At 64.3% G+C, this 26247-nt stretch carries 26 protein-coding genes and 1 tRNA gene; 8 read left to right on the top strand and 19 right to left on the bottom strand.

Annotation, left to right across the window (positions count from 1 at the left end; translation table 11 throughout):
- Positions 1 to 29: 29 nt before the first annotated feature.
- The gene (recG, locus tag AC1DDA_RS00365; RefSeq protein ID WP_476794178.1) at positions 30 to 2129 is read right to left on the bottom strand and encodes an ATP-dependent DNA helicase RecG; all 2100 of its coding nucleotides are present in this window, start codon (positions 2127 to 2129) and stop codon (positions 30 to 32) included.
- A gap of 171 nt (positions 2130 to 2300) precedes the next feature.
- On the opposite strand from recG, the gene AC1DDA_RS00360 reads away from it, so the two are divergent.
- Positions 2301 to 2597: an FAD assembly factor SdhE gene (locus tag AC1DDA_RS00360; protein ID WP_476794177.1), complete on the top strand. Its 297-nt coding sequence runs from the start codon at positions 2301 to 2303 to the stop codon at positions 2595 to 2597.
- A gap of 121 nt (positions 2598 to 2718) precedes the next feature.
- Complete coding sequence (mfd, locus tag AC1DDA_RS00355; RefSeq protein ID WP_476794176.1) at positions 2719 to 6267, top strand: transcription-repair coupling factor; 3549 nt, start codon at positions 2719 to 2721, stop codon at positions 6265 to 6267.
- Between the two features lie 142 nt (positions 6268 to 6409).
- Here mfd and pcaG read toward each other — a convergent pair whose 3' ends face one another.
- From pcaG to AC1DDA_RS00300, 11 genes are all read right to left on the bottom strand, one after another.
- Positions 6410 to 7126 (bottom strand): protocatechuate 3,4-dioxygenase subunit alpha, encoded by a 717-nt coding sequence (gene pcaG, locus AC1DDA_RS00350; RefSeq protein ID WP_476794175.1) that lies wholly within the window; start codon positions 7124 to 7126, stop codon positions 6410 to 6412.
- Positions 7110 to 7829, bottom strand: coding sequence for a protocatechuate 3,4-dioxygenase subunit beta (gene pcaH / locus AC1DDA_RS00345; protein ID WP_476778333.1), 720 nt, complete (start codon positions 7827 to 7829; stop codon positions 7110 to 7112). Before pcaH ends, pcaG begins: the two co-directional genes overlap by 17 nt.
- Positions 7830 to 7844: 15 nt before the next feature.
- Positions 7845 to 8678, bottom strand: a complete 834-nt coding sequence (locus AC1DDA_RS00340) for a 3-oxoadipate:acetyl-CoA acetyltransferase (protein WP_476794174.1) — start codon at positions 8676 to 8678, stop codon at positions 7845 to 7847.
- Positions 8679 to 8688: 10 nt separating this feature from the next.
- Complete coding sequence (locus AC1DDA_RS00335; protein ID WP_476794173.1) at positions 8689 to 10596, bottom strand: bifunctional sugar phosphate isomerase/epimerase/4-hydroxyphenylpyruvate dioxygenase family protein; 1908 nt, start codon at positions 10594 to 10596, stop codon at positions 8689 to 8691.
- Positions 10597 to 10610: 14 nt separating this feature from the next.
- The gene (locus AC1DDA_RS00330; protein WP_476794172.1) at positions 10611 to 11441 is read right to left on the bottom strand and encodes a shikimate dehydrogenase family protein; all 831 of its coding nucleotides are present in this window, start codon (positions 11439 to 11441) and stop codon (positions 10611 to 10613) included.
- A complete protein-coding gene (locus tag AC1DDA_RS00325) occupies positions 11438 to 12502 on the bottom strand; it encodes a Gfo/Idh/MocA family protein (protein WP_476794171.1) in 1065 nt (354 codons plus the stop codon). Before AC1DDA_RS00325 ends, AC1DDA_RS00330 begins: the two co-directional genes overlap by 4 nt.
- Before the next feature lie 11 nt (positions 12503 to 12513).
- Positions 12514 to 12963 carry a type II 3-dehydroquinate dehydratase gene (gene aroQ / locus AC1DDA_RS00320; RefSeq protein ID WP_441513313.1) on the bottom strand — a complete coding sequence of 150 codons (450 nt, stop codon included), beginning with the start codon at positions 12961 to 12963 and terminating at the stop codon, positions 12514 to 12516.
- A gap of 28 nt (positions 12964 to 12991) precedes the next feature.
- On the bottom strand, positions 12992 to 13723 hold the full coding sequence (locus AC1DDA_RS00315) for an amino acid ABC transporter ATP-binding protein (RefSeq protein ID WP_476778764.1): 732 nt from the start codon (positions 13721 to 13723) through the stop codon (positions 12992 to 12994).
- 169 nt (positions 13724 to 13892) lie between these two features.
- Positions 13893 to 14726 carry a transporter substrate-binding domain-containing protein gene (locus tag AC1DDA_RS00310; RefSeq protein ID WP_441513314.1) on the bottom strand — a complete coding sequence of 278 codons (834 nt, stop codon included), beginning with the start codon at positions 14724 to 14726 and terminating at the stop codon, positions 13893 to 13895.
- 51 nt (positions 14727 to 14777) lie between these two features.
- On the bottom strand, positions 14778 to 15419 hold the full coding sequence (locus AC1DDA_RS00305; protein WP_441513315.1) for an amino acid ABC transporter permease: 642 nt from the start codon (positions 15417 to 15419) through the stop codon (positions 14778 to 14780).
- 7 nt (positions 15420 to 15426) lie between these two features.
- On the bottom strand, positions 15427 to 16095 hold the full coding sequence (locus AC1DDA_RS00300; RefSeq protein WP_476794170.1) for an amino acid ABC transporter permease: 669 nt from the start codon (positions 16093 to 16095) through the stop codon (positions 15427 to 15429).
- A gap of 297 nt (positions 16096 to 16392) precedes the next feature.
- On the opposite strand from AC1DDA_RS00300, the gene AC1DDA_RS00295 reads away from it, so the two are divergent.
- Positions 16393 to 16986 carry a TetR/AcrR family transcriptional regulator gene (locus AC1DDA_RS00295; protein WP_476794169.1) on the top strand — a complete coding sequence of 198 codons (594 nt, stop codon included), beginning with the start codon at positions 16393 to 16395 and terminating at the stop codon, positions 16984 to 16986.
- Positions 16987 to 17036: 50 nt separating this feature from the next.
- Here the strand turns inward: AC1DDA_RS00295 and aroQ (AC1DDA_RS00290) are convergent, their stop codons facing one another.
- Positions 17037 to 17504 carry a type II 3-dehydroquinate dehydratase gene (aroQ, locus tag AC1DDA_RS00290; RefSeq protein WP_476794168.1) on the bottom strand — a complete coding sequence of 156 codons (468 nt, stop codon included), beginning with the start codon at positions 17502 to 17504 and terminating at the stop codon, positions 17037 to 17039.
- Between the two features lie 194 nt (positions 17505 to 17698).
- Between aroQ (AC1DDA_RS00290) and AC1DDA_RS00285 the strand changes: the two genes are divergently transcribed.
- A complete protein-coding gene (locus AC1DDA_RS00285; protein WP_476794167.1) occupies positions 17699 to 18391 on the top strand; it encodes a GntR family transcriptional regulator in 693 nt (230 codons plus the stop codon).
- Between the two features lie 48 nt (positions 18392 to 18439).
- On the opposite strand, the gene AC1DDA_RS00280 is transcribed toward AC1DDA_RS00285, so the two are convergent.
- Positions 18440 to 20227 carry a peptide ABC transporter substrate-binding protein gene (locus AC1DDA_RS00280; RefSeq protein ID WP_476778324.1) on the bottom strand — a complete coding sequence of 596 codons (1788 nt, stop codon included), beginning with the start codon at positions 20225 to 20227 and terminating at the stop codon, positions 18440 to 18442.
- Between the two features lie 232 nt (positions 20228 to 20459).
- Here AC1DDA_RS00280 and AC1DDA_RS00275 point away from each other — a divergent pair.
- Positions 20460 to 20534, top strand: a tRNA-Lys gene (locus AC1DDA_RS00275).
- Positions 20535 to 21329: 795 nt separating this feature from the next.
- On the opposite strand, the gene AC1DDA_RS00270 is transcribed toward AC1DDA_RS00275, so the two are convergent.
- Positions 21330 to 21758, bottom strand: coding sequence for a hypothetical protein (locus AC1DDA_RS00270; RefSeq protein ID WP_476794166.1), 429 nt, complete (start codon positions 21756 to 21758; stop codon positions 21330 to 21332).
- 122 nt (positions 21759 to 21880) lie between these two features.
- Between AC1DDA_RS00270 and AC1DDA_RS00265 the strand changes: the two genes are divergently transcribed.
- Positions 21881 to 22318 (top strand): helix-turn-helix domain-containing protein, encoded by a 438-nt coding sequence (locus AC1DDA_RS00265; protein ID WP_476794165.1) that lies wholly within the window; start codon positions 21881 to 21883, stop codon positions 22316 to 22318.
- 832 nt (positions 22319 to 23150) lie between these two features.
- Positions 23151 to 23444 (top strand): DUF3102 domain-containing protein, encoded by a 294-nt coding sequence (locus AC1DDA_RS00260; protein WP_476795105.1) that lies wholly within the window; start codon positions 23151 to 23153, stop codon positions 23442 to 23444.
- Here the strand turns inward: AC1DDA_RS00260 and AC1DDA_RS00255 are convergent.
- Genes AC1DDA_RS00255 through AC1DDA_RS00245 form a run of 3 tightly spaced genes read right to left on the bottom strand, consistent with a single transcriptional unit; the run spans position 23344 to position 25152 of the window.
- On the bottom strand, positions 23344 to 24123 hold the full coding sequence (locus tag AC1DDA_RS00255; RefSeq protein WP_476794164.1) for a hypothetical protein: 780 nt from the start codon (positions 24121 to 24123) through the stop codon (positions 23344 to 23346). The two genes, AC1DDA_RS00260 and AC1DDA_RS00255, sit on opposite strands and share 101 nt — an antisense overlap.
- Entirely contained in the window at positions 24120 to 24725 is a 606-nt protein-coding gene (locus AC1DDA_RS00250) for a hypothetical protein (protein WP_476794163.1), read from the bottom strand. The genes AC1DDA_RS00255 and AC1DDA_RS00250 overlap by 4 nt, the downstream gene beginning before the upstream one ends.
- A 7-nt stretch (positions 24726 to 24732) precedes the next feature.
- A complete protein-coding gene (locus tag AC1DDA_RS00245; RefSeq protein WP_476794162.1) occupies positions 24733 to 25152 on the bottom strand; it encodes an HK97-gp10 family putative phage morphogenesis protein in 420 nt (139 codons plus the stop codon).
- Positions 25153 to 25271: 119 nt separating this feature from the next.
- Here AC1DDA_RS00245 and AC1DDA_RS00240 point away from each other — a divergent pair, with 119 nt between their 5' ends.
- Positions 25272 to 25733, top strand: a complete 462-nt coding sequence (locus AC1DDA_RS00240) for a Ros/MucR family transcriptional regulator (protein WP_476794161.1) — start codon at positions 25272 to 25274, stop codon at positions 25731 to 25733.
- Positions 25734 to 25775: 42 nt separating this feature from the next.
- On the opposite strand, the gene AC1DDA_RS00235 is transcribed toward AC1DDA_RS00240, so the two are convergent.
- Positions 25776 to 26153, bottom strand: coding sequence for a hypothetical protein (locus AC1DDA_RS00235; RefSeq protein ID WP_476794160.1), 378 nt, complete (start codon positions 26151 to 26153; stop codon positions 25776 to 25778).
- Positions 26154 to 26247 lie beyond the last annotated feature (94 nt).

Here is a 26247-nt window from a genome sequence, read left to right as displayed (position 1 = left end):
CGGGTCAAGCCCGCGCATGACGACCAAGCCTATCCCGCCCTGAGCAGCCGGATCGCGACATCGCGCTCGAACAGGTAGAGCAAAACCCGGATCGCCTGGCCGCGCGGCGTCTCCAGATGCGGATCGCGCTCGATCAGGAGCCGTGCATCGTCGCGGGCGGCTGCCAGAAGGTCTCCATCGGTCTCGGGGCGGGCGATGCGCCAGTCCGGCGAACCCGACTGCTTGGTGCCGAGCACCTCGCCTTCGCCGCGCAGCCGCAGATCCTCCTCGGCGATACGGAAGCCGTCCTCCGTCTCGCGCATGATCGTGAGCCGCGCCTCGGCGACCGGCCCGAGCGGCCCCTTGTAGAGCAACAGGCAGGTCGAGGCGGCCGAGCCGCGCCCGATGCGTCCGCGCAACTGGTGCAACTGCGCGAGGCCGAAGCGCTCGGCATGCTCGATCACCATGACGCTGGCATTGGGCACGTCGACGCCGACCTCGATGACGGTGGTCGAGACGAGAATGCGCGTCTCCCCGGCGACGAAGGCGGCCATGGCGGCGTCCTTCTCGCGGCCGGGCATCTGTCCGTGCAGCAGGCCGACCTTGGCGCCGAAGATCTCCTGCAGCGCTTCGTAACGCTCCTGTGCGGCGGCGACGTCGAGCGTGTCCGATTCCTGCACCAGTGGGCAGACCCAATAGGCCTGCGCCCCGCTCTCGACCGCCCGGCCGATGGCGCCGACGACCTCGTCATAGCGTTCGGAGGAGATGGCGCGGGTCACGATTGGCTTCCGCCCGGCCGGCTTCTCGGCGAGGATCGAGACGTCCATGTCGCCGAACCAGGTCAGCGCCAGTGTGCGCGGGATCGGCGTCGCGGTCATCACCAGCACGTCGACGGCCTCGCCCTTCGAGCCGAGCAGCAGGCGCTGGTGGACGCCGAAGCGATGCTGTTCGTCGACCACGGCGAGCGCGAGATCATGGAAGGCGACGCCCTCCTGGAACAGCGCATGCGTGCCGACGGCGATGTCGATCGAGCCATCCGCCAGCCCGGCGAGCACCTGCCTGCGGCCGGCGCCTTTCTCGCGCCCGGTCAACAGGGCGAGCTTGAGCCCTGCCTTCTCGGCCAACGGCGCCAATCTTTCGGCATGCTGGCGGGCGAGGATTTCGGTCGGCGCCATGAGCACCGATTGCCGCCCGGCTTCGGCGGCAGCCGCCATCGCCATCAGCGCGACCACGGTCTTGCCCGAGCCGACATCGCCCTGGAGCAGGCGCAGCATCTTCTCGGGCCGGGCCATATCGGCATGGATATCGGCGATCGCCTTGCGCTGCCCCTCGGTCAGCTCGAAGGGCAGGGCGGACTGGATGCGGAAGCGCACGCCCCCGTCGCCGGTAGTGGCCCGCCCGGCGATCTTCTTCTGCTGGCGGCGCACAAGGGCGAGCGCGATCTGGCTCGCCAGCAATTCGTCATAGCCGATCCGGCGCCGCGCGACGGTATCGCCCTCGGCCGCCTTGCGATCGGCGGGATGGTGCAGCGCCTCGATCGCCTGATGGAACGAGGGGAAATCGCCCTTGGCAAGGAAAGCGGGATCCTGCCATTCCGGCATCTCCGGGCAGCGCTCCGCCGCGGCCTGCACGGTCCGCATCATCACACGGGCGCCGATGCCCTCGGTCAGCGGATAGACCGGCTCGAAGGCGGGCAGGGTGGCCGCGAGCTTGGGATCGAGGATGCGCTCGGGATGCACCATCTGGCGCATGCCCTCCCAGAGCTCCAGCTTGCCCGAGATCAGGCGATAGGCGCCGATCGGCAGGGTCTGTGCCAGATGCCGGGAATCGGCGTGGAAGAAGACGAGGGTGACGTCGCCGGTCTCATCCTCGACAAGGATGCGATAGGGCGCCTTTTTGCCGGCCGGCGCGGCGCGATGCTCGCTGACGCGGGCGGTGAAGGTCGCGATGTCGCCGATCGGCGCGTCCGCGATCGTCGGGCTCGGCCTGCGGTCTACCGCACCGGTCGGCAGGTGGAACATCAGATCGACCACGCGCGCAGCCTGCGTCTCATCGCCGAGGAAACGATCGAGAACCTTGCCGAGTTTCGGCCCGACGCCGGAGAGCGCCGTGACGGGAGCAAAGAGCGGATCGAGGATCGAAGGGCGCAAGATATCTCGCGAAACTGTCAGGAACGCGAAGATCGCGGTGGCTTGGCCGCTGACTTCACCGGGTTAGGTCGCTATATAACCCGCGCAGGCAGGCTCCGCGACGGGCCGGCCCGTTTGTCATTGCGCCATCCCCCAGGTTTTCGGACCTGACATTTCCTTGCCGAGGTTCCCATGTCCGGCTCGACCCGCTCCAGCGCCGATCTCGACCCGCGCCGCCGCAAGATCCTCTTCCGCGCCTGGCATCGCGGCATGCGGGAGATGGACCTGATCATGGGCCGCTTCGCCGATGACGCCATCGCCGGCTTCGACGATGCCGAGCTCGACGAGTTCGAGCGCCTGATCGAGGTGTTGGACCGGGATCTGCTGAGCTGGGTGACCGGAGAAGCCACAGTGCCCGTGAATTACGACACGGAACTGTTCCGCAAGCTTCGGGCTTTCCACCATCACGACAAGCCGATTCATGTGTGAGCGGCCCCATTGCCGTCATGGTCGGGCTTGACCCGGCCATCTCTGAATCGGAGCCCGCTCGTCCCGAGATTCTCGGGGCAAGCCCGAGAATGACGCCCTTTCGCAGAATGACGCCTTTCCGATGAGCATTCCTCCTCCCAGCCAGATCGCCAAGCCGCAACTCGACCGCATCCTCGATGCGCTGAACCGCGGCGACAAGCCAACGCTCGCCGGCGTGCCTGATGGTTTCGACGCCGTCGTCCTCGCCGACCTGACCCGCGCCCGCGCCAAGAAGGCGGAGGGGCCGGCACTGCTCGTCTTCATCGCCCGTGACGGCCAGCGCCTGCAGGTGCTTGAGAACGCACTGCAATTCGTCGCGCCCGATCTCGAAGTGATGAGCTTCCCGGCCTGGGACTGCCAGCCCTATGACCGCGTCTCGCCGGCGCCCGCCATCGTCGCGCACCGGATGACGACGCTCTCGCGCCTCGCCAAGTCGAAGTCGGGCGAGCGGCCGCGCCTGCTGCTGACCACCGTCAATGCCGCGCTCCAGCGCGTGCCCGCTTTCGGCAAGGTGGCGTCGGAGAGCTTCTCGGCGGCGCCGGGCAACATGGTCGATATCGAGGAGCTGGCGCGCTGGCTCGACATCAACGGCTATCTGCGCACCTCGACCGTGCGCGAGACCGGCGAATTCGCCGTGCGCGGCGGCATCGTCGACCTGTTCCCGCCGGGCATGCCGGCGCCGATCCGGCTCGACTTCTTCGGGGACACGCTGGAGTCGATCCGCACCTTCGATCCGGAGACGCAGCGCACCACCGGGCAGCTCCGTGGACTCGATCTCGTGCCGATGTCCGAAGCGCAGATGACGAGCGAGAGCATCCGCCGCTTCCGCCAATCCTACATCTCGACCTTCGGCACGCCCGGCCGCGACGACACGCTCTATGAGGCCGTCAGCGAAGGCCGCCGCCCGGCCGGGCTGGAGCACTGGCTGCCTCTGCTCACCGAGAAGCTCGACACGCTCTTCACCTATCTGCCGGACGTGCCCTTGGTGCTCGACCATCAGGCCGAGGACGCGGTCGGCGAGCGCATCAGCCTGATCAAGGACTATTACGACGCCCGCAAGGCAGCGCTCGACCAGGGCGGAGCAGGAGGCATTCCCTACAAGCCGCTGCCACCGGACGCGCTCTATCTCTCGCCGGCGGATTGGCGAGGCATCGTCGATGCCTCCGGCGTCGCCACGCTCACCCCCTTCCAACTGCCCGACAGCGAAGGCAAGCTCATCCTCGATCTCGGCGGCAAGCAGGGGCGCAGCTTTGCGGCCGAGCGTGCCGGCGATTCCGGCAGCGTCTTCGAGGCGGCCGTCGCCCATGTCCGCGCGCTCGAAGCCGACGGCAAGCGCGTCATCCTCGCCGGCTGGTCGGAAGGCTCGCGCGAGCGCCTCGCCCATGTTCTCGAAGACCACGGTCTGAAGAGCGTCCAGATGACGGGCTCGCTGCGGGCCGCCTTCGATCTCAAGCCCGGCACGGTCGCGCTCGCTGTCTGGGGCTTCGAGACTGGCTTCGAGGCCGGGCGCCTCGCCGTCGTCGGCGAGCAGGATATCCTCGGCGACCGCCTCGTCCGTCCGCGCCGCAAGACGCGCCGGCCGCAGGATTTCATTGCGGAGCTTTCCGCGCTCGCGCCGGGTGATCTCGTCGTCCATGTCGATCACGGCATCGGCCGCTTTATCGGTTTGCAATCGATTACGGCCGTCGGCGCGCCGCATGACTGCCTCGAAATCCACTATGCCGGCGATTCCAAGCTGTTCTTGCCTGTAGAGAACATAGAACTGCTTTCCCGCTATGGCTCGGAGGACACTGAAGTCCAGCTAGACCGGCTGGGCGGTGGCGGCTGGCAGGCGCGCAAGGCCAAGCTCAAGCAGCGCATCCGCGAGATGGCTGGCAAGCTCATCCAGATCGCGGCAGCGCGCGCGCTCAAGGATGCGCCCCGCCTCGTTCCGCCGGATGGGGTCTATGACGAATTCATCGCCCGCTTCCCATACGAGGAAACGGAGGACCAGCAGAACACCATCGACGCGGTGCTGGACGACCTCGCGGCCGGCAGGCCGATGGACCGGCTCGTCTGCGGCGATGTCGGCTTCGGCAAGACCGAGGTCGCGCTGCGCGCAGCCTTCGCTACGGCGCTGAACGGCAAGCAGGTCGCGGTCGTCGTGCCGACGACGCTGCTCGCTCGCCAGCACTACCGCAATTTCGCGGATCGATTTGCCGGCTTACCTGTCAATGTCGGACAAGCGTCGCGCTTCGTCGGCTCGGCCGATCTCAAGGCGGTGAAGCAGGGCGCCAAGGACGGCACGATGGACATCGTCGTCGGCACCCATGCGCTGCTTGGCAAGGGCGTCGACTTCAAGGATCTCGGCCTCGTCATCGTCGACGAGGAGCAGCATTTCGGCGTCGCCCATAAGGAGAAGCTGAAGGAGCTGCGCGCCGAGGTGCATATGCTGACGCTGTCGGCGACCCCCATTCCGCGCACGCTCCAACTCGCCATGACCGGCGTGCGCGAGCTCTCGATCATCGCGACGCCGCCGGTCGACCGCCTTGCCGTGCGTACCTTCGTTACACCCTTCGATCCGCTGATCGTGCGCGAGGCGCTGCTCCGTGAAAGATATCGCGGCGGGCGTTCCTTCTATGTCGTGCCGCGTATCGAGGACATTGCCGAGGTCAAGGACTTCCTCGACAAGCAGGTGCCGGAGTGCAAGGTCGGCATCGCCCATGGCCAGATGGCGGCCGGCACTCTGGAAGACGTGATGACCGCCTTCTATGACGGCCAGTACGACATCCTGCTCTCGACCACGATCGTCGAGTCGGGCCTCGATATCCCGACGGCGAACACGCTGATCGTCCACCGCGCCGACATGTTCGGCCTCGCCCAGCTCTACCAGCTCCGGGGTCGTGTCGGCCGCTCGAAGACGCGCGCCTATGCGCTCTTCACCGTGCCGGCCAACCGCAAGCTGACCGAGCAGGCCGAGAAGCGCCTCAAGGTGCTGCAATCGCTGGATACGCTCGGAGCGGGCTTCCAGCTCGCCAGCCACGATCTCGACATCCGCGGCGCCGGCAACCTGCTCGGCGACGAGCAGTCGGGCCATATCAAAGAAGTCGGCTACGAGCTCTATCAGCAGATGCTGGAAGAGGCGGTGGCGGCACTCAAGGCCGGCATCGAGTTCGAGACCGAGACGCAGTGGTCGCCGGCCATCCAGGTCGGCGCGCCGGTGATGATCCCCGAGCACTATGTCGCTGACCTCACGCTCAGGCTGACGCTCTACAAGCGCCTCTCGACCATGGACGACGATGCCGAGCTGCAATCCTTCGGCGCTGAGCTGGTCGATCGCTTCGGCCCGCTGCCGGAGGAGGTCAACCAGCTCCTCGAGATCGTCGCGATCAAGGCGCTGTGCAAGCGCGCCAATGTCGAGAAGGTCGAGGCCGGGCCGAAGGGCATCATCGTCGCCTTCCGCAACAACGAGTTCGCCAACCCGGAAGGGCTGGTCGGCTTCGTCGCCAAGCAGGGCACGCTGGCGAAGGTGCGCCCCGACATGCGCGTCGTCTTCATCGACGATTTCGAGACAGTCGAGCAGCGCCTGAAGGCCACGCGCCGGCTGCTGACCGATCTCGCGCGCATCGCCGAAAGGAAAAAGGCGGCCTGAGCAGCCGCCTTTTAAGGCCGTCATTCTCGGGCGGAGCAAAGCGCAGACCCGAGAATCTCTCGCAGGAAGGCGCCGGTACGTTCTCGTCCCGCTATGCTCGGGTCAAGCCCGAGCATAGCGGCCGGGCGAGCGCGCCGCGCTTCTACAGATCGAAGAAGACCGTCTCGTTCTCGCCGGCGAGGTTGATGTCGAGCCACCAGGTGCCGTCCGGCTTGCGCTGGGCGATCAGGGTGTGGCGACGCGCTTCGGGCACCAGATTGAGGATCGGGTCGGATTCGTTGCCCTCGCCGTCGGCGAAATAGAGTCGGGTCGGCAGCCGCTTCAGCAGGCCGCGGCCGAAGACCGAGAGCGCGATATGCGGCGCCTGCAGGCTGTTGCCGGGGCCGGGCACGCGGCCGGGGCGGATGGTGCGGAAGCGGAAGACGCCGCCCTTGTCGGTCGACGCCCGGCCGAAACCGACGAAATGCCGGTCGAGCGGCACCTCCTCACGAAGATCGTCCGGGCTGGCATAGCGGCCCGCCGCGTTGGCCTGCCAGATCTCGATCATCGCGTCCTCGATCGGCTTGCCGTCGGCATCGTAGACGCAGCCGGCCAGCGCGATGACCTCGCCCCCCGGCGTGCCCGAGACATTCGAGCCCGACAGCAGGAAATGCTCCGGCGGCATCAGGTCCGGCCGCGCGCCCATATCGGAGCGCTCGACAAGGTCGGCGCCGCCCTTCCACGGCAGGCCATAATGGAAATAGGGACCGACCGTCTGCCAGGGCGTCTGGCCGAAGAGCGCCGCGTCCTGATTGTCGTGCCGCGGGGCGGCGTTGCGGGTTTCCAGGTCCCCACTCGTCGAGTCAGTGGTCGTCGTCATGATCGTCCTCGAACGGTGTCTGGTCGCGGCCCTTGAGCACGATGTCGAAGACATAGCCCAGCGCCCAGTTCGGCACGGTGGTGCCGATGTCGAAGCGCGAGACCATGCGCTGGCGATAGGGCATCGGCACGGCGTTGGCGATCGGATCGATCTCGATCAGCGGATCGTCGGGGAAATACATCTGCGTGACTAGCCGGGTCGCGAAGGCCGGCCCCAGCAGTGAGAGATGGATATGGGCCGGGCGCCAGGCGTTCTTATGGTTGCCCCAGGGATAGGCGCCGGGCCGGATCGTGACATAGCGGTAGCGACCCTCACCGTCGGTGACGACGCGGCCGACGCCGGTGAAGTTCGGATCGAGCGGCGCCGGCCAGTCATCCTTGGCGTGGATATAGCGGCCAGCGGCATTGGCCTGCCAGATCTCGACGACAGTGTTCGGAACGGGCCGGCCGTCCTCATCGAGCACGCGGCCGGTCACGACGATGCGCTGACCTTGCGGCTCGCCCTTGTGCTGGGCGGTGAGGTCGGACATCGCCGGCCCCATCAGCCGGGACCAGTCGCTCGGGCCGGTCACCTCGGTCAGCGTCTGCGGGACCATGATCGGCGCCTGCCGTGGGCTGCGGGCCACGGTCGAGCGGTAATCCGGGAACAGCGAGGCCGGCTGGCCCTGGTCCGGTGCCGCATAGGGAAGGATGAGACGGGTCATGACATCGTGCCTCCGTCAGGCGACAGCGGGAAGGGACAAGAGCGCGCGCGCCTCCGCCACCGAGGCGGGATGGCGCGCATATTCGGGGCACAGCGCGACGATACGCCGGACCAGCGCCGCATTGGACGGCGCGAGCGTGTCGCGATCGAGGCGGACATTGTCCTCCAGCCCTGTCCGGCAATGGCCGCCGAGCTCCAGCGACCAGCGATTGAGCGTGATCTGGTCGCGCCCGATCCCGGCGCCGGTCCAGGTCGCGGCCGGGGCGAGCCGCTTCAGGGTCGCGATGTAGAATTCGAAGACGGCTCGATCGACCGGCATGGCGTTTTTGACGCCCATCACGAATTGAACATGCAGTGGCCCGGCGATCGCGCCCGCCTGCTCCATCTCGGCGGCCTTGAAGATCATCGACAGGTCGAAGGCCTCGATCTCCGGCTTGATACCGTGGCTCTTCATCTCGGCGGCCAGCCAGTCGACCAGCTCCGGACTGTTTTCATAGACCCGCGTCGGGAAGTTGCAGGAGCCCGTCGACAGCGAGGCCATGTCGGGCCGGAGCGGCAGCATGCCACCGCGCTCGCGGCCTGCGCCGGAGCGCCCCCCTGTCGAAAACTGCACGATCATGCCGGGGCAATGTCGGCGCAGCCCTTCGAGCAGCCGCCCGAAGCGTTCGGGATCGGAGCTTGGCGTGCCGTCATCGTTGCGGACATGGGCATGAACCAGCGTCGCGCCCGCCTCGAAGGCTTCCTGTGTCGACTCGACCTGTTCCGCGATCGTGATCGGGACCGCGGGGTTATCATTCTTCGTCGGCAGCGACCCCGTGATCGCGACGGTGATGATGCAAGGAGAGGTCATCGTCAGATCCTCAGCCATGGCTCGGGGCGGGAACGCTGATCGGGCGGGCGAGCCTGGATTGCGCGGTCAGGCGGATGCCGGCATTGGCAGCGCCATAGCCGGCATAGCCGTCGCGCTGGACGATCTCGAAGAACAGCCCGCCATCCAGAGTCTGCGTATAGGCCTGCCGGAAGATGCCCGAGGCATCGCTGTCGTAGAGGATGTTCAACGCCTTCATCGCATCGATTTCCTGTTCCGACAGGTCGGAGCGGGCCTCGAGGTCGTCATAGTAGTTCTCGGGGATGGGCAGCATGGCCACGCCGTTCGCAACCAGCCGCTCCACCGTCGCGGCGATGTCGTCGGTCGCAAAGGCGATGTGCTGCACCCCGGAGCCGAAGAAATCGGTGATGAAACGGGCCGAGAGCGTGCGGTGGCTCTGCGAGCCGTTGAGGATGAGCCGGAGCCCATGGCCCCTCTCGCCATCGAGTCCGCTCTCAATGACCTGGCTCTGGACGACGCCGCCGGGATCGAGCACGGCCTGGCTCGGCGCCTTCTTCGTCTCGAACAGCGACGAATAGAACAGCAGCCAGGTCAGCATCTCCTCGTACTGCATGCTCTGGGAGACATGGTCGACGCCGGTCAGCCCGGCATCGCGTCCGGTTTCCTCCGTCGCCTCGAAATCCACCTCGGCCCAGCGGCCGAGCGCCGAGGCGTGGTCGAGGAAATAGACGAGGCTGCCGCCGAGCCCGCGCACGGCCGGGATATCGAGCTCGGCCGGCCCGACCGCGCCGGCATGCGGCACGTCGAGCAGAGCCGTGGCGCGGGCGATTGCGGCCTGCGCATCCGGCACGCGCAGCGCCAGAGCGCAGACCGAGGTGCCATGGGTGATCTGGTAGCTATGGGCGAAGCCGTCCGCCTCGCTGTTCAGCACGATGCGGATATCGCCCTGGCTCCAGAGATCGACATCCTTGGAGCGATGCGCGCCGGAACGCGCAAACCCGAGCGCGCGCAGCAGCCGCTCGAAGCCCGGCCGCTCGGCTTCCGACACGGCGAACTCGATGAACTCCACCGCCTCGACGGGTGCCGGCGGCGGCATCGGCACCGCGCCAGGCAAAGGCTTGCCGATCTGGCGTGCCGTTTCGTCGAGCAGCCAGATCAGCGAGCGATGGCCGTCGAGCGCGACGGAACGGGCGGAGCCTGCCCGGAAGCGGTCGTTGAAGATCTCCAGTGACAGCACCCCGTCATAGCCGGTCGAGACCAGAGCGCGCATGAAGCCGGAAAGGTTGAGATCGCCCTGTCCGGGCAGGCAGCGCCAGTGCCGGCTCCATGACAGCGGGTCCATCTGCAGCAGCGGCGCGTCCGCCATCTGCACCATCGCGATCTTGTCGCGCGGGATGGTGCCGATGGCCGAAAGGTCGAGCCCCCGCGCCAGGATGTGGAAGGAATCCAGCACGATCCCGACTTCCGGCCGGTTCGCGCGGCGCACGATCTCCCAGGCGTCGCGATAGTCGAAGACATGCCGCCCCCAGGCCAGCGCCTCGTAGCCAACGCGCAGGCCCCGCCGGCCGGCCCGTTCGCCGAGCTCGATGAAATCGGCCGCGAGCCGGTCGATGCCGGAAAGTGCTTCAGGCGAGACGCTGGAGCAGACGAAAAGCAGATCTGTCCCCAGCTCCTGCAGCAGATCGAACTTGCGCTCCGCCCGGTCGAAGACGCGCTGGCGGCGCGCCTCCGGCATGCCCTCGAAATCGCGGAAGGGCTGGCAGGTCACGATCGTCAGGCCGAGATCGCCACAGATGCGCCGAACCTCGGCCGGAGAGCCCGGAAAGGCGATCAGGTCGTTCTCGAAGATCTCGACCGCCGTGAAGCCGGCGGCAGCGATGGCTTCGAGCTTTTCCTGGAGCGTGCCGGAGACGCAGACGGTGGCGATCGATGGAACCACGGGATTGCCTCCTCTCAGCCCAGCCGCGCCACGGCGCGCAGATCTTCGGCCGTGGTCGTGGGCAGGCCGAAGAACTCCAGATAGGCGGGGATCTGCTCGAACAGCATATCGGTGCCGACCTGCACCGCACAGCCGCGTGCGCGTGCCGCCGCCAGAAACGGCGTGATTTCCTGCGCCATCACGACCTCGCCGACCAGGGCGGAGGAGGGCAGGCGGGCGACATCGAGCGGCAAGGGATCGCCCGGCTTCATGCCGAGCGGCGTCGCATTGACGATGATGTCGAAGCCCTCTGGATCGTTCGAACCGGTCGTGACGCGCAGGGCAGGGTAGTGCGCGACAAGCCGCCGGCCCAGCTCCTCGGCCATCGCCCCGTGGGTATCGAACAGGCCGAGTTCACCGACACCGGCCTTCGCCAGCGATGCGGCGATCGCCGAGCCGACGCCTCCGGCGCCGACGACGAGCGCCCGGGCGCCAGCGAGCGTGCGCCCCTTGCGCAGGACACCGCGGACGAAACCTTCGCCATCGAACATGTCGCCGGCAAGCCGGCCGTCCGGCTCAAGGCGCACCGCATTGCAGGCGCCGGCAATCGCGGCGGTCGGGGAGAGCGTGTCGACGAGGCCGGTTGTGGTCACCTTGTGCGGCATGGTCACCAGCGCGCCATGCGCGTTGGACAGCCGGAAGAACAGCTTGAGAAAGTCGGGGTAATCCTCGCTGCGGCAGCCCATCGGCACGACGACGGCGTCGATCCCATCCCGCTCGAAATAGGGGTTGTAGATCATCGGCGCCTTGAAGCTCTCGGTCGGAAAGCCGAGATGGCCGATCAGCCGTGTCGTGCCCTTGATCATGTCGAAGCCCTCGCCGACACAGGTTCGGTCGCCACCTCGACAGGGCCGCCGGAGCGCGCCGCCTGTTTCACCGCCTCGATGACCGCGAGCGTCGCCAACCCCTCACGGCCGGAGACGAGGGGTTCCTCTTCGCCGCGGATCACCGCGCAGAAATGCCGGATCTGGGCCTGGAGCGGATCTTCTGGAACGAATGGGATGCGCTCGCGCTTCAGCGGCTCCCACCAGCCGCGCTTGTCGGTATGGCCCCACAGTTCGAGCGCCGGGATAGTCAGCGACCCGTGCGTGCCGCCGATCTGGTAGCAGGACTGGTCCTGGCGCGGATAGGCCGGATTCTCGCCGGTCGTCAGCTCCCAGCTCCAGGGCGAGACCACGGTGTCGGAGGCGCTGACCGTGCCAAGCGCGCCATTGGCGAAGCGCAGGATGGCGACGGCCGTCTCCTCGGCCGGGTTGCCGCGCACCGCATTCGAGCTTTGCGCCTGCACCCCGACGATCTCGCCGCAGAGATAGCGGAACAGGTCGATATCGTGGATCAGGTTGATCAGGATCGGCCCGGCGCCTTCCTGCCGGCGCCAGTCGACGTCGAAATATGCGTCCGGCTTCACCAGCCAGAACTGCCCGGTCAGCGTCAGGACGCGGCCGAGCCGGCCGGCGTCGATGGTCTCGCGCGCCTTGCGGATCATCGGATTATGGCGCCGGTGGTGGCCGACGAGCAGGGGCACACCCGCAGCCTCCGCCGCCTGAACCAGTTTGCGCGCGCCATCGACGCTATCCGCAATCGGCTTCTCGACCAGCATCGGGATGCCGGCCGCCGCCAGCTCCAGCCCATTGGCGACATGGAGCTGGTTCGGCGTCGCCACGATGACGCCGTCCGGCCTCGCGCCGGCGGGGACGGCGTCGAATGCCGGGTACCACGTGACGCCCATCTCCGCGGCGAAGGCCTTGCCGGCTGGCGCCGGGTCGATGATCGCCGACAGGAGCGCGCCCTCTTGGGCCCTGACATGGACAGCGTGGCGCTTGCCGATCAGGCCCGCACCCATCACCGCGATTTTGACCGGAGCCATAGGATCGATCCTCAAGCGGCCTTGTCGTCGATCAGCTTGGCGATGCGACGCAGCCCGAGCTGATAACCCTGCGTGCCGAAGCCGGCGATGACGCCGTCGGAACGCAGCGAGACATAGGAATGGTGGCGGAACGCCTCGCGCTTATGCACCTGCGAGATATGGCATTCGATCACCGGCCCCTCGAAGGTGTTGAGCGCATCGAGCAGCGCGACCGAGGTATGGGTGAAGGCCGCGGGGTTGATGACGATGCCCGCGCCGTCCTCGCGCGCCTCATGGATCCAGTCGATCAGTTCGTATTCGCGGTTGGATTGATGGAAGCGCAGTTCCAGCTTCAGCTCCTCGGCCAGCATCCGGCAATCGCGTTCGACATCGGCCAGGGTCTCGTGCCCGTAGATATGCGGCTGGCGTTTGCCGAGCAGGTTCAGGTTCGGGCCGTTCAGGACATAGACGAGGCGGGACATGGTTGCGTTCCGTTGCAGGCGTTTGGGTTCAGTGCTTGTGGAGGATTTCGCCGAGAAACTTCCGGGTCCGCTCCTGGCGCGGGTTATGGAAGAACTCCTCGGGCGGCGCCTCCTCGACGATGGCACCGTTTGCCATGAAGATGACGCGGTTCGCCACCTGCCGGGCGAAGCCCATCTCATGGGTGACACAGATCATGGTCATGCCTTCGTCGGCGAGCGCGATCATGGTGTCGAGCACCTCCTTGACCATCTCCGGGTCGAGGGCTGAAGTCGGCTCGTCGAACAGCATGACCTTGGGCTTCATGCAGAGCGCGCGTGCGATGGCGACGCGTTGCTGCTGGCCGCCCGAGAGCTGGGCAGGATACTTCTCTGCCTGTTCGAGAATCTTAACCCGGCCGAGCAGCTGGCGGGCGGTCGCTTCTGCCTCCGCCTTGCTCGCGCCGAGCGAGCGCATCGGCGCCAGCATGCAGTTCTGCAGCACGCTCATATGCGGGAACAGGTTGAAGTGCTGGAAGACCATGCCTACCTCGCGGCGAACCGCGTCGATGGTCTTCGCGTTGTCGTCGACCTTGGCGCCGCTGACCCTGATCTCACCCTTCTGGTAGGTCTCCAGATGGTTGATGCAGCGGATCAGCGTCGACTTGCCGGAGCCTGAAGGGCCGCACAGGACGATGCGCTCGCCTTTGCGGACTTCGAGGTTGATGTCGGTCAGGGCCAGAAAGTCGCCATACCATTTCTCGACATGCGCCATGGCGATCATGGCATCCGCCGCAGCGGCGCTCTTGAGGACTGGCTGGTTCATGGTCCGGGCTCCGGTCCCTAAAGCATTTTCGAGCGAAGTGGACGCCGGTTCGCGAGAGGAAATGCGATCAAACAAGGCGTCGGACCATCTCCGCGCTTCAGAGTAGCGCGGAGATGGTCCGGAGCGCTCAGCTCGCGGTGAAGGTGATGCCTTCGAGGCTGTCCGGGAACTTGTGCACCGGCACCTTCATCCACTTGTCGTAGACCTTCTGCAGCTCGCCATTCGCCTTGATCTTGTCGATGAAGGTGTTGAGCGCCGCGTTGATCTCCTTCTCGCCGAGGCGGGTGCAGGCGCCGTTGTAGAGGTTCTGGAACTCGAGCTTGTTCTCGAACTCGCCGGGGCGACCCTGCTCGACGCGCTGCATGTAGAAGATGTTGCCGCCGAGCGCCTGGACCTGGCCGGAGACCAGCGCCTGGATCGAGGGCGCGTCGCCGTCATAGCGACGGATCGTCGTGCCTGCCGGCGCGTTCTTGGTCACCTGCGTGTCCTGCGCCGCACCCTTGGCGACGCCGATCGTATAGCGCGCCATGTCCTCGTTGGTGGTGATCTTGTCCTTCTTGGGACCGATCAGCACGATGGTGTTGGCGACATAGGGCTTCGAGAACTGCACGGCCTTGGCGCGCTCCGGCAGCATCGCCATGGTCGCGAAGAGCACGTCGACGCGGCCGGTGGTCAGCGCCGGGATGCGGTTGTTGACCTCGAGCGGCACGAACTCGACCTGCACGCCCAGCTCCTTGGCGAAGAGCGTGGCGATGTCGGCGTCGAGGCCATCCTGCTTGCCGGCGCTGGTCACGAAACCCCATGGCGGGTTGTCGCCCTGGATGCCGACCACGATCTTGCCCTTGGCCTTGATCTCGGCCGGGGTGATCGCCTGCGCCGGGCTGCCGACCAGGGCGGGCAGGGCCAGCGCGGCTGCGCCGGCGATCAGCAGGCTGCGGCGGGTGGATTTCATCTTCGTCATGTTTCTCTCCCTTTATAGTTGGTGGTTGGTCTAGGCGTTGAACCGGGATGCTCAGCGCGCGGCGATGGCCATGCGCTTTTCCAGATGCGAGCCGTAGAGCGAGAGCGGCCAGCACAGCAGGAAGTAGAGGACGCCGACGATCCCGAAGACGAGGAGCGGCTGGAAGATCTGGTTGGAGACGATGTTGCCGGCCCGCGTCAGCTCGGTGAAGCCGACGATGGCGGCAAGCGAGGTGCCCTTGATCAACTGGACCAGGAAGCCGACCGTCGCGGGCAGCGAGATGCGGATCGCCTGCGGCAGGATCACGTCCCGCATCCGCGAGACATAGTGTAGGCTCAGCGCCTTGGCGGCCTCGGTCTGCCCTTTCGGGACCGCCTCGATCGAGCCGCGCCAGATCTCGCCGAGATAGGCGCTGGCATGCAGCGTGAAGCCGATCGCGACCGCGACCCAGGCATCGAGCTTCAGCCCGACCAGCGCCAGCCCGTAATAGACGACGAAGAGCTGCATCAGGAGCGGCGTACCCTGGAACAGGGCGATATAGCCGGCGGTGATCCGTTCCAGCAGCGAACGTCCGGACGTGCGCATCAGCGCGATCCCGAGCCCGGAGACCGAACCGAAGACGAAGCCGATCGCCGACAGCGCCACGGTCCATTTCAGGCCGGTGAGGAGGAAGAGGAATTCGTTCCAGCCCATCGCGCCCTCACTTCACCGGATAGCTGAAGTAGCGGGTCGAGATCGCCGAAAAGAAGCGCATCATCACCCAGGAGATCACGAGGTAGAACAGCGTGATCGTGCCGTAGACCTCGAAAGAGCGGAAACTGTCGGACTCGATCCGCTGCGCGACCGAGGTCAGCTCATAGGCGGAGATCGCCGAGGCGACCGAGGTGGTCAGCGTCAGCAGCACGAACTGGCTGGTCAGCGACGGGAAGATCGCGCGCAGCGCCGGCTTGAGCACGATCAGCCGGAAGACCTGCGCCTTGTGCAGGCCAAGCGCCAGACCGGCCTCGGTCTGGCCCTTGCTGATCGACTGGACGCCGCCGCGGATGATCTCGATGGCATAGGCGCCGCCATTGATGCCGAGCGCGATGATCGCCGTCGGCGTCGGGTCGAGGCGCAGGCCCGTCAGCGGCAGCGCGAAGTAGATGAAGAAGATCTGCACCAGGAAGGGCGTGTTGCGGATGATCTCGACGAAAGCCCGCACCAGAAAGCGCACGGGGGCAAAGCGTGAATCCCGCAGCACCACGCCGCCGATTCCGATCACGATGGCCAGCGCCATCCCGCTGAGCGCCAGCAGAAACGTGCCGAGGCAGCCCATCAGGAGGTCGGGCATGCCCTCGATCACGGGAGTGAAATCGAGCTTGTAATTCATGGCGCTTCCCAAAGCGGCCGACCTTCTCGAAAAAAGGGGTCGGTCCGGGTCCCGTCTGTCTTCGCAGCCCTTCTTGCGAGGGCCTTTTCAGTCGCTCACGCAGCTTGCATGAGGCCGATGGTATGTTAATTGTACCACTTAGTTCATTTGGTCAAGCGAAATTAACCGAGCTGTCCATTTGGGTGCCGCCGAAGGTCGGCGGGGCAGCAGGGCGCCGGGTAGAACATGAGCAAGGCAGCGATCAAACCGCGGGGAACGAGCCGGAAATCGGCGTCCTGGACCCAGGACCCGGAGGGCGTGCGCCGCAGTATCCTGGAGGCGGCGCGGCTGGAATTCGTCGAGAACGGCCTGAGCGGCGCCCGCGTCGACGAGATCGCAGCCCGAACCGCCACCAGCAAACGGATGATCTACTACTATTTCGACGACAAGGAGGGGCTCTATCGCGCTGTCCTTGAAGAGATGTATGAGCGCATCCGCAGCTTCGAGCGCGGGCTCGACCTTGCGAGCCTGGAGCCGGAAGAGGCGATCGCGCTGCTTACGGGATTCACCTTCGACTATCACGCCGAGAACCCGGATTTCGTTCGGATGGTGATGATCGAGAACATCCATCACGCCCGACACCTTGCGTCGTCCGACAGGATCTCCGCCCTCAACCTCTCGGTGATCGACATGATCCGCGAGGCCTATGAACGCGGCGTCGCGGGGGGCGTGTTCAGGCCGGGGATCGAAGCGATCGACATCCACCTGACGATCAGTGCGCTCGCCTTCTACAACGTCTCGAACCGCGCGAGCATCCGCCAGATTTTCGGCCACGACATGGGCGCGCCGGAGGCTCTGACGCGCCGCAGGGCCGCTGCGATCGATACCATGCTGCGCACGCTGCGCCGCTGAAGGCCGCCGCTCCGCATCGTCGATCCGGCTTGCGGCGATCAAAGCCATATTCAGGCCTCCACCAGCCCGGCCATCGCCTGGATGGCAAGCTCATAGCCGGCGGCGCCGAGCCCGATGATGATCCCGGTCGCCGTCCGCGAAACCAGCGAATTGTGATAGATGCTCTCGCGCGCATGAACGTTCGAGATGTGCAGCTCGATCTTCGGTCGCTCGAACATTTTCAGCGCATCGAGCAAGGCTACCGAGGTAAAGCTGTAGCCGGCCGGGTTGATGATGATGCCGCAGGCCTCCTGCCGCGCCTGCTGTACGCTTTCGACGAGCTCGCCCTCGAAATTCGTCTGGCGGAAGTCGACGGTGAAACCGAGCGTCTTCGCCTTGGCCGCGCAGCGCTCGCCGATCTCGGCCAGCGTCGTGCTGCCATAGATTGCCGGCTCGCGCTGCCCGAGCAGATTCAGGTTGGGGCCGTTCAGGATGTAGATGCAGCCGCGCCCGGCTGCCGGCTTCCCGCCTGCCGACATGATGACCTCCCGAGATCCTTCGCTGCGGAGTCCACGGCTCCGTCGGCTTCTTGTGCCGACGATCCTACTCGGTGCCCGATTCAAATCAACCGATAATTCGTAGATCGTCTGCTATTTCATGGATGGACAGCTTTAACGGTTGGCTCGCTCGGCCGAAGGGCTTAATCTGCGTCATGATCAGGAAAGGGGATGTCATGGCGGAAGCGGCAGCGGATAGCGGCGGCGAGGAGATCGCCGCTCTGTCCACGGGCGAGCAGGCTTATGAGCGAATCCGGCAGGATATCGTCTTCGGGCGCCTGCAGCCCGGCCAGCGGCTGACGCTCGACAAGCTGCGGCCGGTTTATGGCGTCGGCATCAGCACGCTTCGCGAAATCCTGAATCGCCTCGCGCCGGAGGGATTTGTCGTGGCGGAAGGGCAGCGCGGCTTCCAGGTCGCGCCCTGCACGGCCAGCGAACTCCGGGAGCTCGCCGACCTCAGGCTGTTGATCGAGAGCCACGCGCTCGCGCAATCTTTCGCAGCCGGCGACATGGAATGGGAAGGGCGCGTCGTCGCGGCCCATCACAAGCTCGCCCGCATGGAGGAGCGCCTGCTGACCGGCGACGATTCCGGCACGCAGCAGTGGAAGCGCTACGATTTCGAGTTTCATCAGGCGCTGGTCTCGGCCTGTGGCTCAAAGGCGCTGCTCGATCTCCATGCCGGGATCTATGAGCGCTATCTGCGCTACCAGATGGTGTTTTTCATCTTCTGGGGACCGACCTCGATCGGGGAGCACCGCGCGCTGCTCGATTGCGCGCTTCACCGCGACGCAGGCGAGGCGCAGCGGCTGTTGCACGGCCATATCCATGGCTGCATCGATGTGGCTCTGGAACGGGGTTTGTTGGATTAGCGGACCGGCCCCCCGAAGGGGCCGGTCCTGTTTGAAATGGCGGTGCGCTCAGGTCCGATACCAGGCTGCCAAATTCCAGGTCGTGACCTCCCAGCCGGAGATATCGGCCTCCAGGTTGTTGGCCGAGGCACCGACGACCGTGCGTGAGAGGATCGGCAGCAGGATATTGGCCTCGCAGAAGATCTCGTTGACCTTGATCAGCAGCGCGGCGCGCTTGACCGGGTCGAACTCCTTCTGGGCGGCCTTGTAGGCCTTGTCGGCTTCAGGGTCCGAGTAGCGTGAGACGTTGCGGCCCAGCCACTTGTTCTCCTTGTTGGCGATCTCCCAGGAGACGAGCTGGTTGAGGAAGCGCTCCGGATCGGGCTGCGGCTGCGTCGTGGTGTACATCTCCATGTCGCAATACAGCTTGGTGTAGGTATCGGGGTTGGCCACGTCGGAAGAGAAATAGACCGACGCCGTGACCGACTTGAGCTCGAGGTCGATGCCGACGCGCTGGCAGGCCTGCTTGATGATGGCCTGGGTCTTCTGGCGCGGGGCGTTGATCGAGGTCTGGAAGACGTATTTGAGCTTCTTGCCGTCCTTCTCGCGAATGCCGTCGGCGCCCTTCTTCCAGCCGGCGTCGTCGAGGATCTTGTTGGCCTTGTCGATGTTGAATTCGTATTTGAGCTTGGGCGATTTGAACTGCTTGGGCTCGTTGACGAAGCTCGCCGTCGCGGTGCCGCCCCGGCCATAGATGAACTTCTGGATCGAATCGCGGTCGATCAGCAGGTTGATCGCCTCGCGCACTTTCGGATCCGACAGCGTCGGATGCTTGGTCTTGACGCTGGAGCGCTCGCCATCGACCTCGGTCCACGGATCGGTCGTGTTCAGGATGATGAACTCGATGTCGCCGCCGGGAACCGCCACCACCTTGCCGCGACCGCCGGTCTCCATGCGCTTGAGGATCTCGTCCTCGACCTGCATGTTCCAGGCATAGTCGTATTCGCCGGTCTGGAGCACGGCACGCGCCGCCGAGACCGCGTCACCACCGCCCTTGGCTTCGAGCGTGTCGAAATGCGGCTGGTTCTTGACGTGGTAGTCCTCATTGCGGGTGCCGGTGAGAATGTCGCCGGGCTTGAAGTCGACGAATTTGTAGGGGCCCGTGCCGACCGGCTTCAGGTTGCCGGGCGCTTCGCGCGACTTCGCGCCCTTGTAGTCGCCGAAATGGTGCTTCGGGATGATCATGCCGGCGACGCCGACGAAGGGATCGGCCCAGAACGGCGTCGGGTCCTTGAAGATCACCTTGACGGTGTGATCGTTGATCTTCTCGACCTTGATGTTGGTGTAGGAGCCGGTGGTGTAGGCGGCGGTCGCCGGATCGGCGGCATATTCCCAGGTGAAGACGACGTCGTCGGCGGTGAACGGCTTGCCGTCATGCCACTTCACGCCCTGCTTCAGCTTCCAGATGACCTCCTTGCCGTCTGCCGAGAGGCCGCCATTGGCCTTGCTCGGAATCTCCGCGGCAAGCTGCGGGAAGAGGTTGCCTTCCTTGTCCCAGCCGGCGAGCGGCTCGAAGAAGATGCGCGAGGCGATCTGGTCCTTGGTGCCCGAGGCGAAATGCGGGTTGAGCAGGGTCGGCGCCTGCCAGAGCAGGATCTTCAGCGCCCCGCCGCCGCCGGCCTTGGTCGGCTTGTATTGCAGCGCGGCGTTTGCCATCGCCACATCGTTCCATGCCAGGATCTGGCTCGCGATCGGGGCCGTGATGCCCACTGCCGCCATCCTCTGGATGAAGGATCGTCGCGACAGCGCGCCACCCTTCACATCCGCGACGAGGCCGCGGATTTCCCGTTCGTCCATTCTCTCTCTCCCGATATCAGTTGGAATCCCCCGGCGTTGAATCGCCGTTCGTTGTTATGGGCGCCCCCAGAATGCATGGGAGGGGAAGGGCGTCCAGAAGTTCCGATGCTGCGATGCCGCAAGAAAACGCCGGGTTTCGCCGGTCGGCGGCCTCGCGGCGCTTGAGATGGTGACGACTTCATCGAACGAGTTGACCCGGGCGGCATCGCTCCGTATGTCAGCGCCTCGGTGAGGGCGGGTAGCTCAGTGGTAGAGCACGTGACTTTTAATCATGTGGTCGAGGGTTCGATCCCCTCCCCGCTCACCAACGAAATCAACAACTTAATTACAGATTGAAGCGCTGGCTATAAAATTTGTAGCCACACTGTAGCCAGCCAGCCTCGTTTGTAACCAGAATCTAGAAGCCCGCCCCCTTGCGCAGACGGGCCGTCGCGCCGCTGACACATCCGCCAGGTTGGCGCTTGCGTTCACTTCGGCTTCAGGAGCTTCGTCGGCTCGTCCGCCGTGATGCCCTTCGCGCGTGTCGCGTTCGATTATACTCGTAGCGGCGGAAACAAGATATGAGGCAAGCGTCACACACCAAATTGCGCTGTAAACAAAATTACAGCTTGATAGGAGGTCGTTAATTCGCAGATATCATTAGGGAAATACTTATATTTTTTTGAATTTGACCTATTAATATCGAGCTGCCCCTAGTGTTTTTTCAAGCGATTACCCATATCAAAGGACTGGTTCCGCTCACGCGCAACGATTTGATGGACGAAGCAGTCTGTCACCCCGGACGCGAGCGCGTCGCCACCCTCGCGTAGAAGGATCGAACCTATGGCCCGCTTGATCACGAAGACAGGACAACGTTCCGAGGTGGTTTGCGACATGTCGAACGATAGATCGGGTAAGCTGCTCTGCGACCCCAAAGTACTGGCGCTCGCAGACCTTCAAGGCGATCTAATGCTTGAGACAGACGACGGTGGACGGTGCCATATTAGGATTACGTCGGTCGGCGCGGATTATATGACTTTTGCCGGACGAGTGATCGAAAGCGTCTGATGACGGGCATCGCCGCATCGCCGCGACTGCCCGTCCCTTCGCTGACCGCGCTTCGTTAGGCCGCCTTTCGCCATTCGGTTGTTGGGCAGCCAGAGGCAGGCGGCCGCGGCGGTTCGCCATCCGCCTCAAACATGTACTGCTTGATGACGTTTTCGAGTTCGCCGGTGTCTTTGCGGGCCTTAATACCGATCTTCACGCCGAACGGCTTGAAGTGCAGGTCCGTACTGAAATTCGGGCTCAGCACGCCGGTTGCTCGACGAAGCCCAGCGAAGGCGCGCTGACCTGCCTCGTTTCGCTCGTCGCTCTGATGCTCAAGGCAGTAGTTCAGCCAATAGGGACGCCCCTCATACGAGCCGCTCACGACCTGAGCCTTGCACTTCAGCACCATGCCCAGTCCGTCGCAGGTGGGCACATACTCCGACTCGACAATCTCAAGGATGTAGGTCTCGAAGGGCAGTAGGTTGTTAACTGCGTTGCGGGTCATGGACTGGCTCCTTTGGGTCGATAAATTAACCGTAAGGGTTAGCTTGATAGCCGTCAACCACAAAAATAACCTTCAGAAACAATTTTCTTTCCCCTACGGTCATTATCACATACGGTACGAGCATGATCAGCGCCGCACAGATACGGGCCGCACGAGCCTTTTTGAACTGGAAGCAGACGGACCTGGCAGCCGCGTCGGGGGTCTCCGAGATGAGCATCAAGAACATCGAGCGCGGCTTAACGGATTCGCGGGTGAGCACGCTCACGGCCATTCGCAATGCTCTTCAATCCGCTGGCGTCGAGTTCATTGATGATTCACGCGGTGAGGGCGTTGTGAAACTGCACCTACCGGCCCGCCAAGCGGCCACAGAAGCAGAAATGCAGACCAGTGCGGACGAGGTGAGATCACATGCAGCGGATGCCGTGGACGAGGCTCTCAGGGGCTCGGATGCGACTGCGCAGCAAAAGGCGGATCGCCGCGGCGCGCTCACGGACGAATCCGAGATGATCGGACAGGCTCGCGGCAAGAGCAGCGGCAAGCCGATCTCTGACAAATCTTGAGGATAGATGGTCGTTACTTCGGCTTCCGGAGACGGTAGAACATCTCGGTAATCGGGTTGTGAGGACTGCGCGGTCGATCGGGCGAGTTCGGCGTGTCCGGCCAATAAATCTGCGCTCGCCGTTAACCATCTCCCGATCGCCCATGCCCTTTTCATCACTCACGGATCCAGGCGAACTGGCGCTCGCGCACGCGGCGTTTCAAGAAGCTTGGCGCCAGGTCGTCGCGGAAGGCATCGTTTCGGACGACGAGGCAGCCGAACGTTCGCGGCTCGCTCAGATCGTAACCGCCTTGCTTCCGGTTTGTCGTAATGAGGACGAGCTTGTCCTGTTGGCTATTAGCCAGTTCGCCCGAGGTCCGCGGGACGACGCTCCCTAGCTACAAATGCCAGCGACGCGATGCGAACCAGGCGATGGCGGCGACCGCCACCATTCCGGCTGCGACCAGCGCTTCATCCATATCGGTCGTTCCCGATGGTGGTCGTTCGCCCCGGTAGGAATTTTGTCATGGCATCCCTCCTTATTAATGCGGCAACAGACCTAGGACGTTGAAAGTTCCAGCCTATCCGGCCCGGCTTCGGAACAATAGGCCAGGCGGCTGGTTACCAGTGTGCCCAACACCACCTTGCCCCGCCTCCCCGCGGGGTTTTTTGTGGCTGGATGCTGCCCCTTGACCAGAAGCGGGCCGATCGGACTGGCTTGAAGGTTCAAGCCAGTGGCCCTGAGCACAATTTGGCGTTCACGTGTCGCCCCAGAGCCGGTTCGCGAGGAAGTTCTAGCGCCCGCCGAGAAGGCGGCGTCCGCGCGGGCTGCTGCTGAGCGGATCAGGGGGCGGATGTACCAAGCCATCATCGAAACTGGCGAAGACTTGATACAACAAAAAGAGGCGCTAGGACATGGCAATTTCTTGCCGTGGGTTCGCGGCGAATTCGGGATGAGCGAGGACACCGCTCAAAAGTTCATGCGGATAGCGCGTGAACTGGGCTCAAATGCCGAGAGTTCGCGGTATTTGTCCTTTGAGGCTCTGGCTAAGCTGGCCGCGCCGTCAACGCCGGAACCCGTCCGGCTCCACCTTGGCAGCACGCTGGGTAACAAGCTGGTCGTAGCAGGGATTGCTCACGGCGACTAATCTCAGGCCAGATCTCGCTCCAATCGAAGATTGTTGTCGTCCCACCCGGATTGATCTTATGACCAATCTCGTCCGGCCATTCACAGATGCGCGTCAGTCCGACACCGTCAGCGGTGACAATGGCGTGCGTAACGTACCCGCCCACGGCATGACGCAGAACCGGCTCGTCGCCCATGCCGTAGGTGATGTCCTCGGCCCGCTCTCGACCCCGCTGGAAAGCCGCAACGGCGCGTTCTTCCGACCAGTCATCGCCAAGGTCTAGCCGGTCGACGCCGAAGCCGGAGCGTTTGCCCATCACATAGACAACCCCCGGCTCGCAATCATCGCCGTCCCGGTCGTACGTCTTGCGATAGAGCACGCGTCCGACGCCGTCCTTGTCCGACCAGCCAGCGATGACGATCTCCCCAAGGAGTCCGCCCATCAACAAGTCGAACACCGCGAAGATGTCGTCCAGTTTCGAAACGAACCCGTCGAAGCCGTCGTATTCGATGCATTCACAAGCCATCTCGAAGGCGTCAAACGCCCAGCGGGATCCTCGGCTTGAGAACACTGCGCTCGCCCGCGGCACAGGCCGCACCTTCGGCTCGATCGCCGTCAGTGTGCCGGCTTCATCATAGAAACAGGCGTCAGCCAGCAGGTGCACGCGGTCGTGCTCGATAAACGTCGCAACAGCACTCACGCGAGCACCTCCATATGATCAGAATTCACGGCGCCCACGGGTCCGCCGTCGGCGAAACCGAACGCCTTTCCGATCACACCGAAGATATTTCCGCCGCCGCTGCTGCCGCCGAACATGCTGCCGATCAGTCCTTCAATGGCCTTGTTGGCCAGCGTGGACATGATACGCCTGAGCGCATTGTTGAAAGCGTCGGCTGCTTTGGTTCCGTTCATCAAGTCATCAACGAAACCCTTGGACACATCGGTTGTTAGATCCTTGGCGAAATCCAAGGATTCCTTTACGTTCTTGGTTTCTTCTTTCCATTTGGCCGTCGCTTCGGCGATTCCGAGAATTTTATCTTTCTCGCCTTGGGTCAGAACTGCCGTCTCGCGCAGACCTGACGTGACATCGCGTTGAGCGGCAGCCTGACCTTCGACCAAAGCCTTCGCCTTCGCACGCTCGACCGACGTCATGTTGACCGTCTGGCGCTCTGCCTCGGCCATGGACTGCGCTTTCATGAGCGCGTCCATATAGCGCTCGACCGATGTCACGCGGTCCTCATCCGACGAGCCGCTGCCTTTCGACCCGCTACTGAAGAGGCTCGCGGTCTTGGTCGGCTTCACTCATCATTCAATCCGATAGTTTGGCTGCCGCAGCGCGCGCAGCATCTTCAATGCGTTTGCGGATCGCCTTCCGCCTGACGCGATAGGTTGGGTAGAACCAGGCGCGTGCCGGCTGGTGTGCCGTTCCGTATTCGCTGGCAAAAATGTAGTCGTAGCTTGCTGATTCGCCTTCGCGCACTGGCTTCGTCGTCTTCGAGCCGCCGGCTTTGACGTAGAACTTGTCACCGTATTTGCCCTGTTCGAGCCGGATGCTGTCGCGGAGCGTGCCGTCGTCTTTTGGTGAGCTGCCGCGCAGGGCGACGACGAGATTGTTGCCCTCGATCAGGGCCTGTGCCGCGGCCGCAGATCGAACTTCGATGGGGACGCGCGCCAGGCGCCTTTTAAGCCGCGCGATCGACGCGGCTGTTTTCGCGCTAGTGCCGGCCATGTCGAGGTAGAAGGAATAAACAAGTTTCCGAATATATAGGGTTTATTCTCATATTAGAATCCGATAGTTTGAGCTCTGGAAAGAAACAGATCGCTGAGTTTTCAGCGGACGGCAGGAGAATGGAATTGTCAGAAAACAACGAAGCGCTAGTCGACTTGGCCGCGCATATCGTTTCAGCGTTCGTTTCGAACAATAGTGTGCCAATGGCCGAACTTTCGGCATTGATTGCTAACACACACTCCGCTCTAGTCGGCCTTGGTAAGGAGCCTGAGCCGGTTCAGGAAGAGCGAGCGTCGCCCGCCATTCCAGTCAAGAAGTCGATCACGGCCGATTTCCTGATCTGCCTTGAGGACGGCAAGAAATTCAAATCTCTGAAGCGGCACCTTCGCACCGCCTACGACATGACCCCCGATCAGTATCGCGCGAAGTGGAACCTACCCCCGGATTATCCGATGGTCGCGCCGGCCTACGCGGAGGCGCGCTCTCAACTTGCGAAGAAAATGGGGTTGGGCCAGCAGCGTCGGAAGGCAATTCCCGCCCCCGTGGCACCGAAGCGCGCTCGCGCTAAAGCTTCGGCCTGATCAAGGCTAACCGGCGCGACGGTCAGGGTCGCGCCGGCTGTTTTAGCGGAAAAACTCCTCCGCGGGATCGTCAGCCGACACCTCCGGCATCGCAACCTTGTGCGCGGAAGCCGGCGTGGCGCCCATCGAATTCAGGGTGACGCGGAGCAATTGCAGGCCCGGAACGCCCAGTACGCCCTGCGCCATGCGGGCCTGTAGGACCGCAGCAATCACGGTGATGCCGGTGTGGCTCGCGTTTAGCCATGGAAGACGGGCGGTCAGGTCGCGAAACTGCTCCGCAATATCCGGAGCAAGCCATTCAGGCGGGTCGCCGATTGGATCAAGGCCAGACGGCTCAACGCGTGCACGATAGCGCTTTGGGTTCTTCGAATAGGCGCCGGTCAGGCGCGCATGAGCTAGTGATAGGCGCTGCCGCGCCATGGGTTACCCCCGTTGTTTCAATCGTGGCGCTCTGCGCGTTGGGAACCGACCGTTGCGGTTGGCGCGAGGTCGGCAGGGAATCGATATGCCCCCG

The organism is Allobosea sp. 10N428 (assembly GCF_056394545.1).
The sequence above is the reverse complement of the archived record's forward strand: the minus strand, read 5'-3'. Positions and strand labels throughout refer to the sequence as shown.